Source organism: Lentibacter algarum (genome assembly GCF_018860975.1).
GTDB lineage: Bacteria > Pseudomonadota > Alphaproteobacteria > Rhodobacterales > Rhodobacteraceae > Lentibacter > Lentibacter algarum_A.
Genome location: NZ_JAHKQI010000008.1, coordinates 1 through 15,668, shown reverse-complemented (window position 1 = coordinate 15,668; position 15,668 = coordinate 1). Strand labels below are relative to the sequence as shown.

Sequence of the window (15,668 nt, the reverse complement as noted above, 5' to 3'; positions counted from 1 at the left end):
GATCAGCCCCCCTTAAGACTTCTGGAACATGGCGAGCATTCGCCGTGTTACCAAAAAGCCGCCAAAAATGTTGATCCCTGTCATAAAGACCGAGACAGCCGCCAGCAGGATGACAAGGAACGAACCCGAGCCGATCTGCATAAGTGCGCCGAGAATGATGATCGAGCTGATCGCGTTGGTCACCGCCATAAGCGGCGTATGCAGGCTGTGCGCCACGCCCCAGATCACTTGGAAGCCAACGAAAACCGCCAGAACAAACACAATAAAGTGCTGCATGAAGCTCGCCGGAGCAACAAGCCCCACACCAAGCAAAAGCGCCGCGCCAACCGTGAGCAAAGTCACCTGCTGCTTGGTCTGCGCCTTGAACGCAGCAACCTCGGCTGCGCGCTTTTCTTCCGCTGTCAGTTCAACAACCTCGGCCTTTGGCTGGGCTGCAATCGCTGCAATCTTCGGTGGCGGCGGCGGGAAGGTGATCTCACCTGCGTAAGCCACAGTCGCACCACGGATCACGTCATCTTCCATGTCATGGTTGATCTGGCCGTCTTTTTCAGGCGTCAGATCGGTCATCATGTGGCGGATGTTGGTCGCGTAAAGGTTTGAGGCCTGCGTCGCCATCCGGCTCGGGAAGTCGGTGTAGCCAACAATCGTCACGCCGTTGTCAGTAACGATCTTCTCGTCCATGACCGTCAGCTTACAGTTGCCGCCCTTCTCCGCTGCAAGGTCGATGATCACCGAACCCGGCTTCATTGCCGCAACCATGTCAGGCGTCCAAAGCTCGGGCGCTTCACGGTTGGGGATCAGTGCCGTGGTGATCACGATATCAACTTCAGGAGCCAGCTCACGAAACTTGGCAAGCTGCGCCTCGCGGAACTCAGGAGAAGAAACCGCCGCATAACCGCCCGTCGCCGCGCCGTCTTGCTGCTCTTCCTCAAAGTCGAGGTAAACAAACTCGGCGCCCATCGATTCGACTTGCTCGGCAACTTCAGGCCGCACATCAAACGCCAGCGTCACCGCACCAAGCGATGTCGACGTGCCAATCGCTGCAAGGCCAGCAACGCCCGCCCCGACAACCAGAACCTTCGCCGGAGGCACCTTGCCCGCTGCGGTGATCTGCCCGGTAAAGAAGCGACCAAAGTTGTTACCAGCCTCGATAACCGCGCGGTAGCCCGCGATATTGGCCATCGAGCTCAGCGCATCCATCTTCTGAGCGCGTGAAATGCGTGGCACCATTTCCATCGCGATCACATTGGCGCCCTTGGCTTTCGCCGCTTTCATACCCGCATCATTCGCCGCAGGGTTAAAGAACGAAATCAACGTCTTACCAGACTTGAGATGCTTGAGCTCCTCGGCTTCCGGCTGGCGCACCTTAGCAATGATCTCAGCATCTTTCCAAAGCGCGTTGGCGGTTTTCTTTACCGTCACGCCCGCCGCCTTATAGTCAGCATCCGAGTAGCCAGCACCCTTGCCAGCGCCGGATTCGATCATGCACTCATAGCCCAGCTTTTGCAGCTGTAAGGCAGAGTCCGGGGTCATGGCGACACGCGCCTCTCCCTCAAAGACTTCTTTGGGCGTTCCAATAATCACGTATCTGTCCCCTTCAGGTATTCTTCTGTCCAACCAAACTCACCGAGAAACAATCTTGCGCGCGGCCTCGGTCAGTCTTTTCAATAAATTCGTCGCAGCTTGATGTCGCATCGCGGCATACTTGTCAAAGCCAACGTCGCGTTTCTTTTTCGTAGGCAGCAAACTCGTCCGCAAAAGCAGCCCGCAAACTGGCTTCCTCTTCTTCGATGAACCGCCAGTTTATTAACCACATAAACACAGGAACTAAAACCAGAGAAGGCAAGGCCCCCCAATAAAGGCTGGCTCCGGCAAGCACCAATGCATCACCAAGGTAGATAGGGTTGCGGCTAAGCGTGAACACACCGCCGGTTACGATGTTGCGGGGCTTGCGCCGTGGAATCACAGTCGTTTTGTGCCGACGCATTTCCCAAACAGCGGCCACCATCGCCAGCAAACCTGTGAAGATAAGCCCAAAGCCGAACGGCTGCGTCAACAGCACCGGCCCAACCGGCAACAGCGTCGCTTGTAACCAGCTCAGCCCCAAAAACAGCAGGAGCCATGCAGGCGGGATATCAAGCCAGGCCTTCATTCCCACTCCATCTCTTCAAACACGCGCCCCGCATTTTTGGTCGCCAGCTCTTCAAACGTATCCAGATGCGCCCACGCAGCCTGATCAACATAATAAGCACCCGCAAGGTCACCGCCCTCTTCGATATGCGCTCCGATCTTCTCTCTCAGATCACGCAGATAGTCATACGTATAGCGCTTCACCTGCGCCAAATTGGTCGGATGCCCATGCCCGGGTATCACATAAGTCGGCTGCATCGGCTCGAACTTCTCTTCCCATGTTTGCACCCAGCAGCTCGTGCATGTGTCCGCAAAGATCGGCAGCATCCGCTCGTGAAAGGCGATATCCCCCGCGATCATCATGCTCCACTGCGGAATCCAAACCTGCGTATCGCCCGGCCCGTGTGCAGGCCCAAGGTGCAGAATCTCAAACTTCACACCGCCGAGTTCATAGTCGTAACGCTCGCTAAAACTCAGGTTGGCAACAGCAACTTCAGTGCCCTCCGCCTTGTCACGGTTGTAGCGCTTCATCCCTTCAAGAATGTCAAAACCGCGCTCGTGCCCCTCTTCAATCGCATCCTCATGCGCAAGAATGTCCACGCCCAAAGCCGCCCAGTAGGAGTTGCCCAAAAACGCATGCCCCTGCCCGTTCTCGTTGATCACAAGCTTCACAGGTTGGTCTGTCACGGTCTTGATCTCGTCATGCAACGCCTTGGCAAGCCGCGCCGAAGCGCCGCCGTTCACCACAACAACGCCTGCATCGGTGACAACAAAACTCAGGTTGTTGTTGTGTCCCGAGTTCTCGTAAGTCGGTGGCGCCGTCGCCCCGATCGCAGAAAACACATGCGGGATCACCTCGACAGGCTTTGAGTAAAGCTCCGACTGCGGATACTGATCGGCAATATCCTCACTGGCAAAAGCCGCCCCCGCAAAGGCAAAACCTACAACGATCGACATAAAATGGCGCATAACGTCCTCCCTGGATTTGAACAAATATCACATTCACGCTCATGAATGTCTATCGCAAAGCCACGCCACAACTTGCAATGCCCTGAGCCCCGCGGCAAGCTCAACCAACTCCAAAAAGGCAAAACATGAACCGCGACAGTTACAACGCCTTCTGCGCCACCCTCCCGCAAGCAACCCATGTCGTGCAATGGGGCAACGCTGATGTGTGGAAGGTCGGCGGCAAGCTCTTCGCCATCTGCGGTTGGAATGACGGGCAAGACGCTTTCACTTTCAAGTGCTCGGACATCGCTTATGAAGTCTTGCAAGAGATGCCCGGCATCCGCCCCGCCCCCTACCTTGCCTCACGCAGGATGAAATGGCTCCAGCAATACCGCGACGGAGGCCTCTCTGACGACGAGCTGCAAAATCACATCAAGCTGAGCTACGATATGGCCGTCTCAAAGCTCACCAAAAAGCTGCGCGCCGAACTCGGGCTTTGACATTGCCCGCCTCACAGCACATGCTGACGGCATGACATTTGCCAACACCCAAAGCGCTCTTCCCGAGCGCCGCCCCGCAGGTTGGATCGCCACATGGCGCCGCCTGTCTATGACGTCCTGCCTGAACGGTTAAAGCGCGCCCGCCGCCCTTTTCCCAACTCATTCAAGGATTTACTCCATGTCCGACGCATACAACCCCGCCAATGACGGCGCCCAAATGTCCTTCAAAGACCGCATGTCTTACGGCGACTACCTGCAACTCTCCAAAGTGCTCGACGCGCAAGAACCCCGCTCCGATGCCCACGACGAAATGCTGTTCATCATTCAGCACCAAACCTCCGAACTCTGGATGAAACTCGCCCTCCACGAGCTCTACGCCGCCCGCGAGGCCATGCTGACAGGTAACCTCTCGCATGGCTTCAAAATGCTCGCCCGCGTGGCGCGCATCTTTGAGCAGCTTAACAGCGCATGGGACGTATTGCGCACTATGACGCCCTCTGATTACACCCGCTTTCGCAACGACCTTGGTCAAAGCTCCGGCTTTCAGTCGCACCAGTATCGCCTCATCGAGTTCATCCTCGGCAACCGCAACGCAGCCATGCTCAAACCCCACGAACATAAGCCCGAAGTGCTAGAGCTACTTGAGGCCGAGCTCGCCCAGCCCTCGCTCTATGACGTGGCGCTCAGCATGCTCAACAAAACCTTCGCCCTGCCCGAGACAGTGCTCAACCGCGATCTGCGCTCAAACTACAGCGCATCCGAACCCGTCACCGAGGCTTGGACAAAAGTCTATCAAGCCCCCGAGGCGCACTGGCAACTCTATGAACTGGCCGAGAAGCTGGTTGATTTTGAAGACTACTTCCGCCGCTGGCGCTTCAATCACGTCACCACAGTCGAGCGCATCATCGGCTTCAAACGTGGCACAGGCGGCACCGGTGGCGTCAGCTACCTGCGCAAAATGCTAGAGGTCGAGCTCTTCCCCGAGCTCTGGCACCTGCGCACCTCGCTCTAAAGCAAAAAACCAGCTCAGGCTTTCCTTTTGGTGTAAATACTCAAATCCAACGCCGCAACTCAGGCGTTGGTCTTGGCTTTGCTCCACTCGCGCGCCGCTTCCCCGAAGGCCTCGAACAGCGGCCTTGAAACAGGGTCGTTGGCGGCGTTCCACTCAGGGTGCCACTGCACCGAAAGCGTAAAGCCCGGTGCGTCTTTGATATAGATCGCCTCGGGCGTGCCGTCTGGCGCATAGCCGTCGATCACCACGCGCTCGCCAGCAGCCGATATCCCCTGCCCGTGCAGCGTGTTGGTCATCACCTCAGGCGCGCCCATCAGCTTGTGAAAGACACCGCCCTCGCTAAAGCTGACCATATGGCGCAGCTCGAACTTCTCTTCCATCGTGCCCTCGGGCGGCATGCGGTGGTTGTCGCGGCCCTCCAGTTCCCGGATTTCGGGGTGCAGGCTTGAGCCAAAGGCAACCGCAACCTCCTGAAAACCGCGGCAAATGCCAAAAATCGGCTGCCCGACTTCAACACATGCGCGAATAAGCGGCAGCGCCACAGCGTCGCGCCCGCGGTCAAATTCTCCATGCGCAGGCGTTTCCGCCTCACCGTATTCGTCGGGGTGCACGTTCGGCCGTCCGCCCGTAAACAGAAAACCGTCGCAAGTCGCCATAAGCTCTTCGACTGACACAAGCGCCGGGTCCGTCGGCACGAGCAGTGGCAAACAGCCCGCAACTGTCGAAACAGCCTCGCTGTTGATGGCCCCGCCGCCGTGGATCACATATTGATCATTGATCAGATGTTGGTTGCCGATAATACCCACAACGGGGCGCCTGAAGCTGTTTTCCTGTCGCATAGTGCATAGTTAATACAGACCAAGCGTTAAGAAAAGCCCGACGTTCATCTCACGCCAGAGATCATCCAAAAACACCAACTTCGCTGCCCTCTTGTGCAGCCATGCTCAGAATGCCGAACATATAGTCGGCCGCCGAACGGAAGCACACAACGGTATAGGCGTTTTCGCCATGCATCCAGAACGCCGCTGGCACCTGCGCAAGCCTTGTGCGTCGTATCTCACCCACAGAAAATGTGCTCATATCAACCGGCGCAAGCTTGGCGATAACCTCCGCCGCGTGCTTGCCCGTCACCGTAAACACCGCCCGCGCATCTGACACATTCTCGGCCATGTAATGCTGGTTCTTCAGCCCCTTCGCCAGCGTCTCCAAGACCAGCTCGGCCTTGTCATGTTCAACCATGATCAAGAGCTCGTCAGGGCTCATCCACGCCAGCCCGTTGTCGCCGCCCACGTTGCAGCCGCGTTGGCCGGGCATATCTACACCCGTCACACCCGTCACCGCGTTTTTGACTTTGGTTGCACTCAGATCACCGCGAAATGCGATCATCCCGCAGAGGCCCGCCTCTTGAACCTTGGCAATACCATCAAACACCGCGCCAGCCAGCGCACTTCTCAGCTCAGACATTCTGCTTCTCCCCATCAGGGTCATAAAACACAGGGCTTACAACCTTGGCTTCATAGCTTTTACCGTCAGTCCCCGGAAAGCTCACAACCTCGCCCATACGGTTTGGCCCGTCATGCAAAAGGCCCATAGCGATGCCCTTGCCAAGCGTCGGCGAATAGTAGGTTGACGTCACCCGCCCTTGCACATTGCGCTGCCCGTTGGCGTTGTCGCCCTCAGCCACACAATAAGCCCCATCAGGAATAACCGAGCCGTCAGTGGTCTCCAAACCGACCAGCTGCCAGCGCTCGGGGTTGTCCATAAACGCCCGCTTCTGCGCGCGCTTACCAAGGAAGTCTTCCTTCTTCTTGGAAATCGCCCAATTGAGGCCGAGATCCTGCGGAATAATCGTCCCGTCTGTCTCGTCCCCGATCATGATAAAGCCCTTCTCGGCGCGCATCACGTGCATCGCCTCGGTGCCATATGGCGTCACGCCAAACTCTTCACCCGCCTCATACAGCGCATCCCAAAGTGCTGCGCCTTGGCTGGCAGGAACGGCGATCTCGTAAGAAAGCTCCCCCGCAAACGAAATCCGGAAGATCCGCGCATCAAACGCACCCAGCTTGCCTTGGGTATACTCCATAAAGGCCAGCGTCTCTTTGCTGACATCCACGCCACCGAGCTTCTCAAGCACTTTGCGTGAGTTCGGCCCGACAACACCGACTTGCGCCCACTGCTCGGTCACGTTGGTGACGTAAACCTCCCAATCCCACCACTCGGTTTGCAACCATTCTTCCATATGCGCATGAATACGCTCCGCGCCGCCGGTCGTGGTGTGGCAAAGGAAGCTCTCATCTTCCAGCCGCACAACCACTCCGTCGTCGCTCAGAAAGCCGTTCTCGCTGCACATCAAGCCATAGCGGCACTTGCCCGGCTTCAGGCTGCTCATCATGTTGGTATACATCATGTCCATGAACTTGCCCGCGTCCGGCCCCTTGACGATCAGCTTGCCAAGCGTGCTTGCATCCAGCAGCCCAAGGCTCTTGCGGGTGGCCAGTATCTCGCGGCTCACAGCCTCATGTGGCGTCTCTTCCCCCTGCAAATAGCAGTAGGCACGCCGCCAATGTCCGACAGGCTCCCAATGCGCGCCGTTGGCCTCGTGCCAGTCGTGCATCGGTGTGCGGCGCAGCGGCTGGAACACATCGCCCCGCGCTTCACCGGCAATCGAGCCCATGCTGATCGGCGTGTAAGGCGGGCGGAAGGTGGTTGTTCCTGTCGCCGGAATAGGTTTATCCAACGCATGAGAAAGCACGGCCAAGCCGTTGATGTTGCTCAACTTACCCTGATCAGTTGCCATGCCGAGCGTGGTGTAGCGCTTGGTGTGCTCAACACTCTCATAGCCTTCCTGAGCAGCCAGCTGCACATCAGAAACCTTCACATCATTCTGATAATCAAGCCAAGCCTTCGCGCGCAACTTCGGCCCCGCGCCCTGTGGCATCATCCAGACTTCAGCCAGCGGCGCTTCCACCGCCTGATCAAACGCGGGCAGGTTCGCATCAGCGGCCTTAAGCCCCAAAGCCTCAACCGCCAAGCGCCCCGCATGGTCACCGTCCGCCAAGCCAACGCCCATATCAAGCACGCCGTTCGCCGCCCCCGCAGGCACAACAAAGCCCTCGCCGTTGGCACCCTTCGGTGGCCGCTCAGCATCAGGGCGGAACATCGCGTGTTCCTCGTCCCACGTCAGCTTGCCGCCGCAATGGCTCCAGAGGTGCACCACCGGAGAGAAGCCGCCCGACATTGCAACCGCGTCGCACTCGATCTCTTCCAGCACACCGCCCTCGCCGGCCTGCGCGCAAATCTTCACGCTCTTCACCCGCTTGCCGCCGGTGACTTTGGCAATCGCTTTACCGTTTTCAACACGGATACCAAGCGCGCGGGCTTCACCCGCAATCGCCCCGCCGCCTTCAGCGCGTGCATCAAGGATCACAGGCACATCAAGACCCGCTTTCTTGACAGCAATCGCCGTGCGGTAAGCGTCGTCATTGTTGGTCACAACGACAACACGGTCACCAACACTGACGCCATACATCACCAGATAATCGCGCAAAGCCGCCGCCAGCATCACACCGGGCACATCATTGCCAGCAAAGCTCAATGGCCGCTCGATAGCGCCCGTCGCGGTGATGATCTGCCCCGCCCGAATGCGCCACAAACGGTGCCGCGGCCCCGCCATCTCGGGCGCATGATCGCGCAGCCGCTCATATCCGGTCACATAGCCGTGGTCATAGACACCAGCCCCCATCATCCGGTTGCGCATGGTGACGTTGTCCATACCCTCAAGCTCGGCCACGAGCGCGCTCACATAGTCAGCCGCGGGCACCTCGCCGAGCATTCCGCCATCAACAACAGCACGTCCGCCCCAAGCCGGATCTTGCTCCATGATCAAGACCTTAGCACCAGACAGCGCCGCAGTTTTGGCCGCTTGCAAGCCAGCAATGCCGCCGCCGATCACAACCACATCCGCAAAGAAGTAGAAGTGCTCATAGGTGTCAACATCGCGCTCTGTCGGCGCTTTCCCGAGGCCCGCTGACTTGCGAATGATCGGCTCGTAAACGTGCTTCCAAGCGAACTTGGGGAAGGTGAATGTCTTGTAGTAAAACCCCGCAGGCAAGAACCGCGCCATGGCGTTGTTGACGACACCAACATCCACTTCCAGACTCGGCCAGTGGTTCTGCGACTGTGCAACCAAACCGTCAAACAATTCGGTCGTCGTGGCGCGCTGGTTGGGCTCAAACTTGCCGCCCTCGCCCATGTTCATCAGCGCGTTCGGCTCTTCGGCCCCGCTGGCCACAACGCCGCGCGGGCGGTGGTATTTGAACGAACGCCCCATCAGCATCTGGTCATTGGCCAGCAAAGCCGACGCCAGCGTGTCGCCCTCAAAGCCCTTGAGCGTCTTGCCGTTAAACGTGAACGTCACAGGCTTGTTGCGCGCAATCCGCGCGCCACCCGTTGTCAAACGTGTGCTCATGAGAACTCCCTCCAGCTCCACCCCGGCCGCTTGGCCGAGATAGCATCTTTGATCTCTTTTGGTGGCTCAAACGTCTGGGCGCTATACGTCCCGAACACTTCCAGCGTCATCGTGCAACGCGCCGCATGAAACCACTTGCCGCAGCCATTCACATGCCGCCAGCGCTCAAAGTGAACCCCCTTCGGGTTTTCGCGCATAAACAGATAAGTCTCAAAATCAGCGTCGCTTGACCCCGGCCCAAAACGCTTGATATGCGCCTCGCCCCCGCCATGAAACTCCGTCTCTTCGCCTGTGACCCCACAGTATGGGCATTCAAGAATTAGCATGTCCCATATCCTCCTTAGTGCGCCACGCCAGCGGCAACAGATTCATCAATAAACCGACCCTCGATAAACCGCTCCATGCCGAACTCGGCTGACAGCGGCCCCGGTTCGCCTTTGGCGATCAGCTCGGCGGTTGCCCAGCCGCCGCCCGGGATGGCCTTAAAGCCGCCCGTGCCCCAGCCTGCGTTGATAAAGCAGTTGCCCAGAGGGGTTTTGCCGATCACTGGCGAGCGGTCGCCCGTCACGTCAACGATTCCGCCCCATTGGCGCAGCATCTTGAGGCGGCTGACCATCGGGAAAGTCTCAACCAGTGCGCGCACAGTCTCCTCGACGTGGTGAAAGCTGCCGCGTTGCGTATAGTTGTTAAACCCGTCCGTGCCGCCGCCGATCACCATCTCGCCTTTGTCAGACTGGCTCATATAGCCATGCACCGTGTTGGCCATCACGACAACATCCATGCAAGGCTTGATCGGCTCAGACACAAGCGCCTGCAACGCCACGCTCTCCATCGGCAGCCTGAAGCCCGCCATATTCGCCAAGTCGCCGGAGTTCCCCGCAACCACCAAGCCAAGCTTGTCGCAATCAATCGCGCCTTTGCTCGTGTCAACGCCAACAACCTTGCCGCCGCTTGAGCGCACGCCAGTCACTTCGCACTGTTGGATGATATCCATGCCCATATCAGAGCAGGCCCGCGCATAGCCCCAAGCAACCGCATCGTGGCGCGCCGTGCCGCCGCGTGCCTGCCACAACCCGCCCAAAACCGGATAGCGCGGCCCGTCAATGTTGATGATCGGCACCAGTTCCTTCACCCGCGCGGGGCTGATAAACTCAGTCGTCACACCCTGCAACATATTGGCATGGGCCGTGCGCTTGTAACCACGCACCTCATGCTCGGTCTGCGCCAGCATGATCACACCACGCGGGGAAAACATCACATTGTAGTTCAAATCCTGCGACATGGTCTCATAGAGCGAGCGCGCCTTTTCATACAAGGCTGCCGACGGGTCTTGCAGATAGTTGCTGCGAATGATCGTGGTGTTGCGCCCCGTATTGCCGCCACCAAGCCAGCCCTTTTCCAAAATCGCCACATTGGTGATGCCGAAGTTCTTGCCAAGGTAGAACGCCGTTGCAAGCCCGTGCCCGCCCGCGCCAACGATGATGACATCATACTTCTTCTTCGGAGCCGGCGAGCGCCAGGCGCGCTCCCATCCCGAGTGAAAACGAGCAGCCTCTCGGGCCACAGCAAAGGCAGAATAACGTCTCATGGCTTTCGAATCCGATCTGCTAACAAGTCTTAGGGGTTAGTGCCTGAATACAGGCCATAAACGGCGCAGTAAATCGTCAGAATCCCTCACAAATGCGACATTGCCGCGCTTACAGGCGTTTTGGCCTTTTCCCAAAGGCTCAGGCGCACTAAATGAAGCATATGATATTCTGGATGATCGCCCTCGCGCTTGCTTGCCTTGCCGCCACGCTCTTTGCGCTGGCACTGTTTCGCTCTGACGCCAGTGAAGAACACCCCGCCGCCTATGATCTGCGCGTCTACCGCGATCAGCTCAATGACGTCGAGCGTGACCTCGCCCGCGGTGTGATCAGCGAGGCCGACGCCGAGCGCACCCGCACCGAGGTTGGCCGCCGCGTGCTCAAAGCCGATGCGCAACTCGCCAAGGCCGCGAAGACAGGTGATCAACCGCAAACCCTCACCCGCGCGATGGCGGCTTTCACCTCCCTTGCCGTCGTCGCCGGAAGCCTCGGGCTTTATGCGCAACTCGGCGCGCCGAGCCAACCTGATCAGCCCCACAAAGCGCGCCTCAGTGCCGCTCAAACTCTCTATGAAACCCGCCCGAGCCAAGCGGCCTACACCGCCAAACTGCCGCCTCAGCCCAAACCGCAGGCTGACGCCGGTTTTGAAGAGCTGATCGCCAAACTGCGCGAGGCCGTGGCGCAAAACCCGGGCGAGCTTCAAGGCCAGCAGTTTCTGGCCACAAACGAGGCCCGCCTCGGTAACTTTACTGCCGCACAGAAGGCGCAAAGCGCCGTGATCGCCCTCAAGGCAGATGAAGCCACAGCCGCCGACAACACGGCTCTGGCGCAAATGATGATCACCCAAGCCAGCGGATATGTCTCACCTGAAGCAGAAGCCGCCCTGCGCGCCGCCCTCGTGATCGACGAAAAACACCCCGTCGCACGCTACTTCCTCGGGCAGATGTGGGCGCAAAATGACAGAGCCGACCGCGCTTTTGCCCTCTGGTCGCGCTTGCTTACCGAAGGGCCAGAAGCCGCGCCGTGGATCGCCCCGATCAGAGCCAATATCGACGATATCGCATGGTTGGCAGGCGTAGACTACACCCAGCCAAAAGCCGAAACCCTTGCTGGCCCAAGCGCCGAAGACATTGAAAGCGCAGCCGAAATGTCCGCCCAAGACCGCGACGAAATGATCCGCGGCATGGTCTCGCGCCTGTCTGACCGCCTCGCAACCGAAGGCGGCTCACCCGAAGAGTGGGCCCGCCTCATCGGCGCTCTCGGAACACTGGGCGAGTCTGATCGCGCCAAAGCAATCTGGCAAGAGGCCCAGAGCCGCTTTGCTGACAACCCCGCCGCTCTGGCAACCGTGCGAACAGGCGCCAAACGCGCAGGACTGGTGCAATGAGCGGCTTCGCCCCCGTCCTTGACGACATCGCCGGGTTTGGCCCCATGTTGCCACCAATGGGCGCGCTGATGGGGCTTGATCTGGGCGACAAAACCATCGGCCTTGCGGTGTCCGACACATTCCGCAGCAGCGCCTCACCGCTGGAAACCATCCGCCGCAAAAAGTTCATGGTTGATGCGACACAAATGCTCAAGCTGGCAGAAGAGCGCCAGATTGTTGGCTTCGTTCTTGGCCTGCCCCGCAACATGGACGGCTCCGAGGGCGCGCGCTGTCAGTCAACCCGCGCCTTTGCCCGCAACCTCGCGCGCCTCACCACCGCCCCGATCACATTTTGGGACGAGCGCCTCTCAACCGTCGCCGCCGAACGTGCCCTGCTTGAGGCGGATACGTCACGCAAACGTCGCGCCGAGGTCATCGACCATGTCGCCGCATCGTATATCCTGCAAGGAGCACTCGACCGTTTGCAACACCTGAAGGCAACACCATGAGCGACCGCACGAAAACCTGGAAGCGCGACGAGCCTGAAAGCCCCTGCATCAACATCTGCGTGGTGCATCCCGAAACACGGCTCTGCACCGGCTGCGCGCGCTCGATCGACGAGATCGCTGCCTGGTCGCGGATGAGCTCTGATGAGCGCCGCGCCGTCATGGCCGAACTGCCAAGCCGCAATGCTGCACCCACAACCCGCCGTGGTGGCCGCGCCGCGCGGCTGAAGCGTTAAGGTTTTCAAAACACGCAAAACTGTCAGCACGCATTATGCACTGTGGTATGCACTGTGGTATGCACGCAAGTCACACGGGCCCAAAAGCCCGTTAACCCGCCTTAACGCTGTGGTTACGCTTCATTAAGCCAGGCCAGCCGGTCTGTGACATCCGGCCTGAAATAAGCGATCATCCGCCCCTCATCAGGCCCCTCAACACCCTCTGTCCAAGGCGCAACACCGTGCAAAGCAAACCGGTGCACGACATAGGCCTCACCACGTTCAAGAGGCACTTCAACTCTCTGACAACGCTCAAAAATCTGCTTTCTCGCCGCTGTGTAGGCCTCCGTCAGATCAACCTCGTGCCAGCGCTCTTGCGGCAGGTTTGCAAAGGCGTCACGCAGCATTTCGCGGATGACTTCATGGCTGCCCTCCCAGACAACCAACGGACTCTGCGCACTGCCGGTTAACGAAATTCCCAGCACATAGGCGTGATACTCGTCCATGAAGCGCCGCTTGTTTTCTCTGGGCTTCAACCCGTCCAAATGCGCCGCATCCCGTTTGATGCGATAGTTAAGCGCCGCATCACTCTCGCCCTTCCGCGCTTTCGGATAGCCCGGATAGATCACCGAAATCTGCCCTTTGTGAAGTGGTAAGTTTCCGAACGGCTGACAAGCAAACTCAAAGGCCGCACCGCTCAAAACAGGCCCGTCAGGAAGGGCACCAAGCGCGTCATTGCCAAGCACATCAACCCCGACAAACCAAGTGCCTTCACACTGCAGCCAATCGTTGTTCTCAGGGGCTGCCACCGCCTCCAAGGCAGCCGGATACACCGACTTGATCCAGTCACTCAGCGCCGGATCAAAAGCAAATTTCTTCCAACCTAATCTTGCGAAATTGTTCATAATCCCAAAGCCTTACGCAGCATGTTTAAGGCAACCACCGTGAGAAAAACCGCAAACACCCGTTTCAAGGGTTTCGGGTCCATAGCATGGGCAAGCTTCACACCATATGGCGCCGTGAACAGCGTCATCATGATCACCACGCCAAAAGCAACGAGGTTCACAGCCCCCACGGTGTAAGGCGGCGCGCCCTCGATCGGCACCAGTAAGAACCCGATAACAGCCGGCACCGCGATGATCACACCAAACCCTGCCGCCGTCGCCACAGCACGGTGAATGGGCGTGTTAAACAAGCTCATAAGCGGCACCCCGAAGCTGCCCCCGCCAATGCCCATAAGCACGGACATTAGGCCAACAGCAGGCGATAACATAGCCCGCTTCAGCCCTACCGGCATCGCCTGCCCAAGCCGCCACTCGGCCCGCCCGAACCCCATGTAAAGCCCGATGACAATGCCCAAAACACCGAACAACGCCTGCAACGTCACCGAGCGCAATTGCGCCGCGACCAGCATGCCTAAAACAGCGCCAATCGCGATGCCCGGAGCCCATGTGCGCAGAATATCCCAGTCCACCGCGCCCTTTTTGTTGTGGCTCGACACCGAGCGCACAGAGGTCACTATTATTGTCGCCAGAGAGGTTGCCAAACAGACTTGCATCAGCTGCGGGCCGTCATACCCAAGCGTTTGAAAAGCATAGAAAAATGCCGGAACCAAAACGATACCACCGCCGACACCAAGCATCCCGGCAAGCACACCTGCGAGGCCTCCGATCACCACCAACAGCAGGAGCATTTGAAGCATCAGAACAGTGTCAGTCATGTGGCTATCTTTCTCTAATCCAGCTCACTCAAAGCAGCCTCTACCAGCGCTGTGCCAGCCATAGGTTTATGCGCTCCTTCCGAAAGCACGCGCCGCCAAGCCCGCGCGCCCGGACGGCCCGTGAACACTCCCAACATATGCTTTGATATCTGCCCCAACTTGCCGCCAGACGTCACGTGAGCGTCGATATACGGCAACATCGCGCGCACAACCTCCTGAGGTGTTTTATGCGCCGCTTCAGCCCCAAACACACGCGCGTCAACCCCGTGCAAAACCTCCCAGGGTTGGTGATAAGCCGCTCGCCCGATCATCACTCCGTCAAGGCCCGCTTCAAGGTGCTGCAACGCGTCGTCAAGCGTCGCAACACCGCCATTCAGCGACAGGTGCAACTCCGGAAACTGCTGTTTCATTGCCTGCACAATAGCATAGTCAAGCGGCGGTATGTCTCTGTTTTCCTTCGGAGAAAGCCCCTTGAGCCAAGCCTTGCGCGCATGCACCGCAAAACGGGAAACACCAACATCAGACACCCGCTGCAAAAAATCAGGCAGCACATCTTGCGGCTCTTGATCGTCAACACCTATGCGGCACTTTACGGTAACGGGAACCGAAACAGCTGCGATCATCGCGGCGCAACATTCGGCTACAAGTGGCGCGTCGCGCATTAACACCGCGCCAAACGTGCCTGACTGCACACGGTCTGACGGGCAGCCGACGTTGAGATTGATCTCACAGTAACCAGCGTCCGCTCCGATCTTCGCCGCCTCGGCCAGCTCGACAGGATCAGAGCCACCAAGCTGCAAAGCAACGGGCTGTTCTTCTGGGTTGTAGTCAAGCAAATGCAACGCCCGCCCGCGCACCAAAGCCGGCGAGGTCACCATTTCCGTATAGAGCAGCGCATGTTGGCTGATAAGGCGGTGAAAATACCGGCAGTGCCGGTCTGTCCAGTCCATCATCGGTGCGACAGATAGGCGGGCCGAATGGTTAATGTCTGATTTTATTGTACTTTTCACCAACTTGCCCAATTCTCACACCTGCGTATTTGGTATGATTTTCCCCTATTTTCGTCTGTTTTCACACACTGTATGACTTAAAGTCATACCAAATCAGAGAAAGTCATACAGCATGGCAACGATACGCACAAAGACCCGCAAAGACGGAAGCAAGTCATACTTGGCCCAGATCATACGTCGCAACCCCATGTCTAGCCCCCAATTTCA

16 protein-coding genes are annotated in these 15,668 nt (G+C 58.4%); 5 read left to right on the top strand and 11 right to left on the bottom strand.

Annotated elements, in window-relative coordinates:
• Nucleotides 1–12: 12 nt before the first annotated feature.
• The 3 genes from KO498_RS09430 to KO498_RS09420 all read right to left on the bottom strand — a co-directional run bounded on the left by KO498_RS09430 (nt 13) and on the right by KO498_RS09420 (nt 3,099).
• A complete protein-coding gene (locus KO498_RS09430; protein ID WP_215959657.1) occupies nt 13–1,584 on the bottom strand; it encodes a Re/Si-specific NAD(P)(+) transhydrogenase subunit alpha in 1,572 nt (523 codons plus the stop codon).
• A gap of 124 nt (nt 1,585–1,708) precedes the next feature.
• A complete protein-coding gene (locus KO498_RS09425; RefSeq protein ID WP_215959656.1) occupies nt 1,709–2,152 on the bottom strand; it encodes a methyltransferase family protein in 444 nt (147 codons plus the stop codon).
• The gene (locus tag KO498_RS09420; RefSeq protein WP_252731373.1) at nt 2,149–3,099 is read right to left on the bottom strand and encodes an MBL fold metallo-hydrolase; all 951 of its coding nucleotides are present in this window, start codon (nt 3,097–3,099) and stop codon (nt 2,149–2,151) included. The genes KO498_RS09425 and KO498_RS09420 overlap by 4 nt, the downstream gene beginning before the upstream one ends.
• Before the next feature lie 125 nt (nt 3,100–3,224).
• Here KO498_RS09420 and KO498_RS09415 point away from each other — a divergent pair, with 125 nt between their 5' ends.
• Together KO498_RS09415 and kynA are read left to right on the top strand one after the other, a co-directional pair.
• On the top strand, nt 3,225–3,578 hold the full coding sequence (locus KO498_RS09415) for an MmcQ/YjbR family DNA-binding protein (protein ID WP_215959655.1): 354 nt from the start codon (nt 3,225–3,227) through the stop codon (nt 3,576–3,578).
• Nucleotides 3,579–3,756: 178 nt separating this feature from the next.
• Nucleotides 3,757–4,590 carry a tryptophan 2,3-dioxygenase gene (gene kynA / locus KO498_RS09410; RefSeq protein ID WP_215959654.1) on the top strand — a complete coding sequence of 278 codons (834 nt, stop codon included), beginning with the start codon at nt 3,757–3,759 and terminating at the stop codon, nt 4,588–4,590.
• A gap of 59 nt (nt 4,591–4,649) precedes the next feature.
• Here kynA and KO498_RS09405 read toward each other — a convergent pair whose 3' ends face one another.
• The 5 genes from KO498_RS09405 to KO498_RS09385 form a co-directional block, all read right to left on the bottom strand.
• Nucleotides 4,650–5,429: a gamma-glutamyl-gamma-aminobutyrate hydrolase family protein gene (locus KO498_RS09405; protein ID WP_215959653.1), complete on the bottom strand. Its 780-nt coding sequence runs from the start codon at nt 5,427–5,429 to the stop codon at nt 4,650–4,652.
• Nucleotides 5,430–5,490: 61 nt separating this feature from the next.
• Nucleotides 5,491–6,054, bottom strand: a complete 564-nt coding sequence (locus tag KO498_RS09400; RefSeq protein ID WP_215959652.1) for a sarcosine oxidase subunit gamma — start codon at nt 6,052–6,054, stop codon at nt 5,491–5,493.
• Nucleotides 6,047–9,058 carry a sarcosine oxidase subunit alpha family protein gene (locus KO498_RS09395; RefSeq protein WP_215959651.1) on the bottom strand — a complete coding sequence of 1,004 codons (3,012 nt, stop codon included), beginning with the start codon at nt 9,056–9,058 and terminating at the stop codon, nt 6,047–6,049. Before KO498_RS09395 ends, KO498_RS09400 begins: the two co-directional genes overlap by 8 nt.
• Nucleotides 9,055–9,384 (bottom strand): sarcosine oxidase subunit delta, encoded by a 330-nt coding sequence (locus KO498_RS09390; RefSeq protein ID WP_215959650.1) that lies wholly within the window; start codon nt 9,382–9,384, stop codon nt 9,055–9,057. Before KO498_RS09390 ends, KO498_RS09395 begins: the two co-directional genes overlap by 4 nt.
• A 14-nt stretch (nt 9,385–9,398) precedes the next feature.
• Nucleotides 9,399–10,646 carry a sarcosine oxidase subunit beta family protein gene (locus KO498_RS09385; protein WP_215959649.1) on the bottom strand — a complete coding sequence of 416 codons (1,248 nt, stop codon included), beginning with the start codon at nt 10,644–10,646 and terminating at the stop codon, nt 9,399–9,401.
• A 152-nt stretch (nt 10,647–10,798) separates the two neighbouring features.
• Between KO498_RS09385 and ccmI the strand changes: the two genes are divergently transcribed.
• The 3 genes from ccmI to KO498_RS09370 are packed head-to-tail and all read left to right on the top strand — an operon-like array spanning nt 10,799 to nt 12,752.
• Complete coding sequence (gene ccmI, locus KO498_RS09380) at nt 10,799–12,031, top strand: c-type cytochrome biogenesis protein CcmI (protein ID WP_252731372.1); 1,233 nt, start codon at nt 10,799–10,801, stop codon at nt 12,029–12,031.
• Nucleotides 12,028–12,519, top strand: coding sequence for a Holliday junction resolvase RuvX (gene ruvX / locus KO498_RS09375; RefSeq protein ID WP_252731371.1), 492 nt, complete (start codon nt 12,028–12,030; stop codon nt 12,517–12,519). Before ccmI ends, ruvX begins: the two co-directional genes overlap by 4 nt.
• The gene (locus KO498_RS09370; RefSeq protein WP_215959648.1) at nt 12,516–12,752 is read left to right on the top strand and encodes a DUF1289 domain-containing protein; all 237 of its coding nucleotides are present in this window, start codon (nt 12,516–12,518) and stop codon (nt 12,750–12,752) included. The genes ruvX and KO498_RS09370 overlap by 4 nt, the downstream gene beginning before the upstream one ends.
• A 113-nt stretch (nt 12,753–12,865) precedes the next feature.
• Here KO498_RS09370 and KO498_RS09365 read toward each other — a convergent pair whose 3' ends face one another.
• Genes KO498_RS09365 through dusA form a run of 3 tightly spaced genes read right to left on the bottom strand, consistent with a single transcriptional unit; the run spans nt 12,866 to nt 15,461 of the window.
• Nucleotides 12,866–13,636, bottom strand: a complete 771-nt coding sequence (locus KO498_RS09365) for a hypothetical protein (RefSeq protein WP_252731370.1) — start codon at nt 13,634–13,636, stop codon at nt 12,866–12,868.
• A complete protein-coding gene (locus KO498_RS09360; protein WP_215959647.1) occupies nt 13,633–14,451 on the bottom strand; it encodes a sulfite exporter TauE/SafE family protein in 819 nt (272 codons plus the stop codon). Before KO498_RS09360 ends, KO498_RS09365 begins: the two co-directional genes overlap by 4 nt.
• 14 nt (nt 14,452–14,465) lie before the next feature.
• The gene (dusA, locus tag KO498_RS09355; RefSeq protein WP_215959646.1) at nt 14,466–15,461 is read right to left on the bottom strand and encodes a tRNA dihydrouridine(20/20a) synthase DusA; all 996 of its coding nucleotides are present in this window, start codon (nt 15,459–15,461) and stop codon (nt 14,466–14,468) included.
• Nucleotides 15,462–15,668 lie beyond the last annotated feature (207 nt).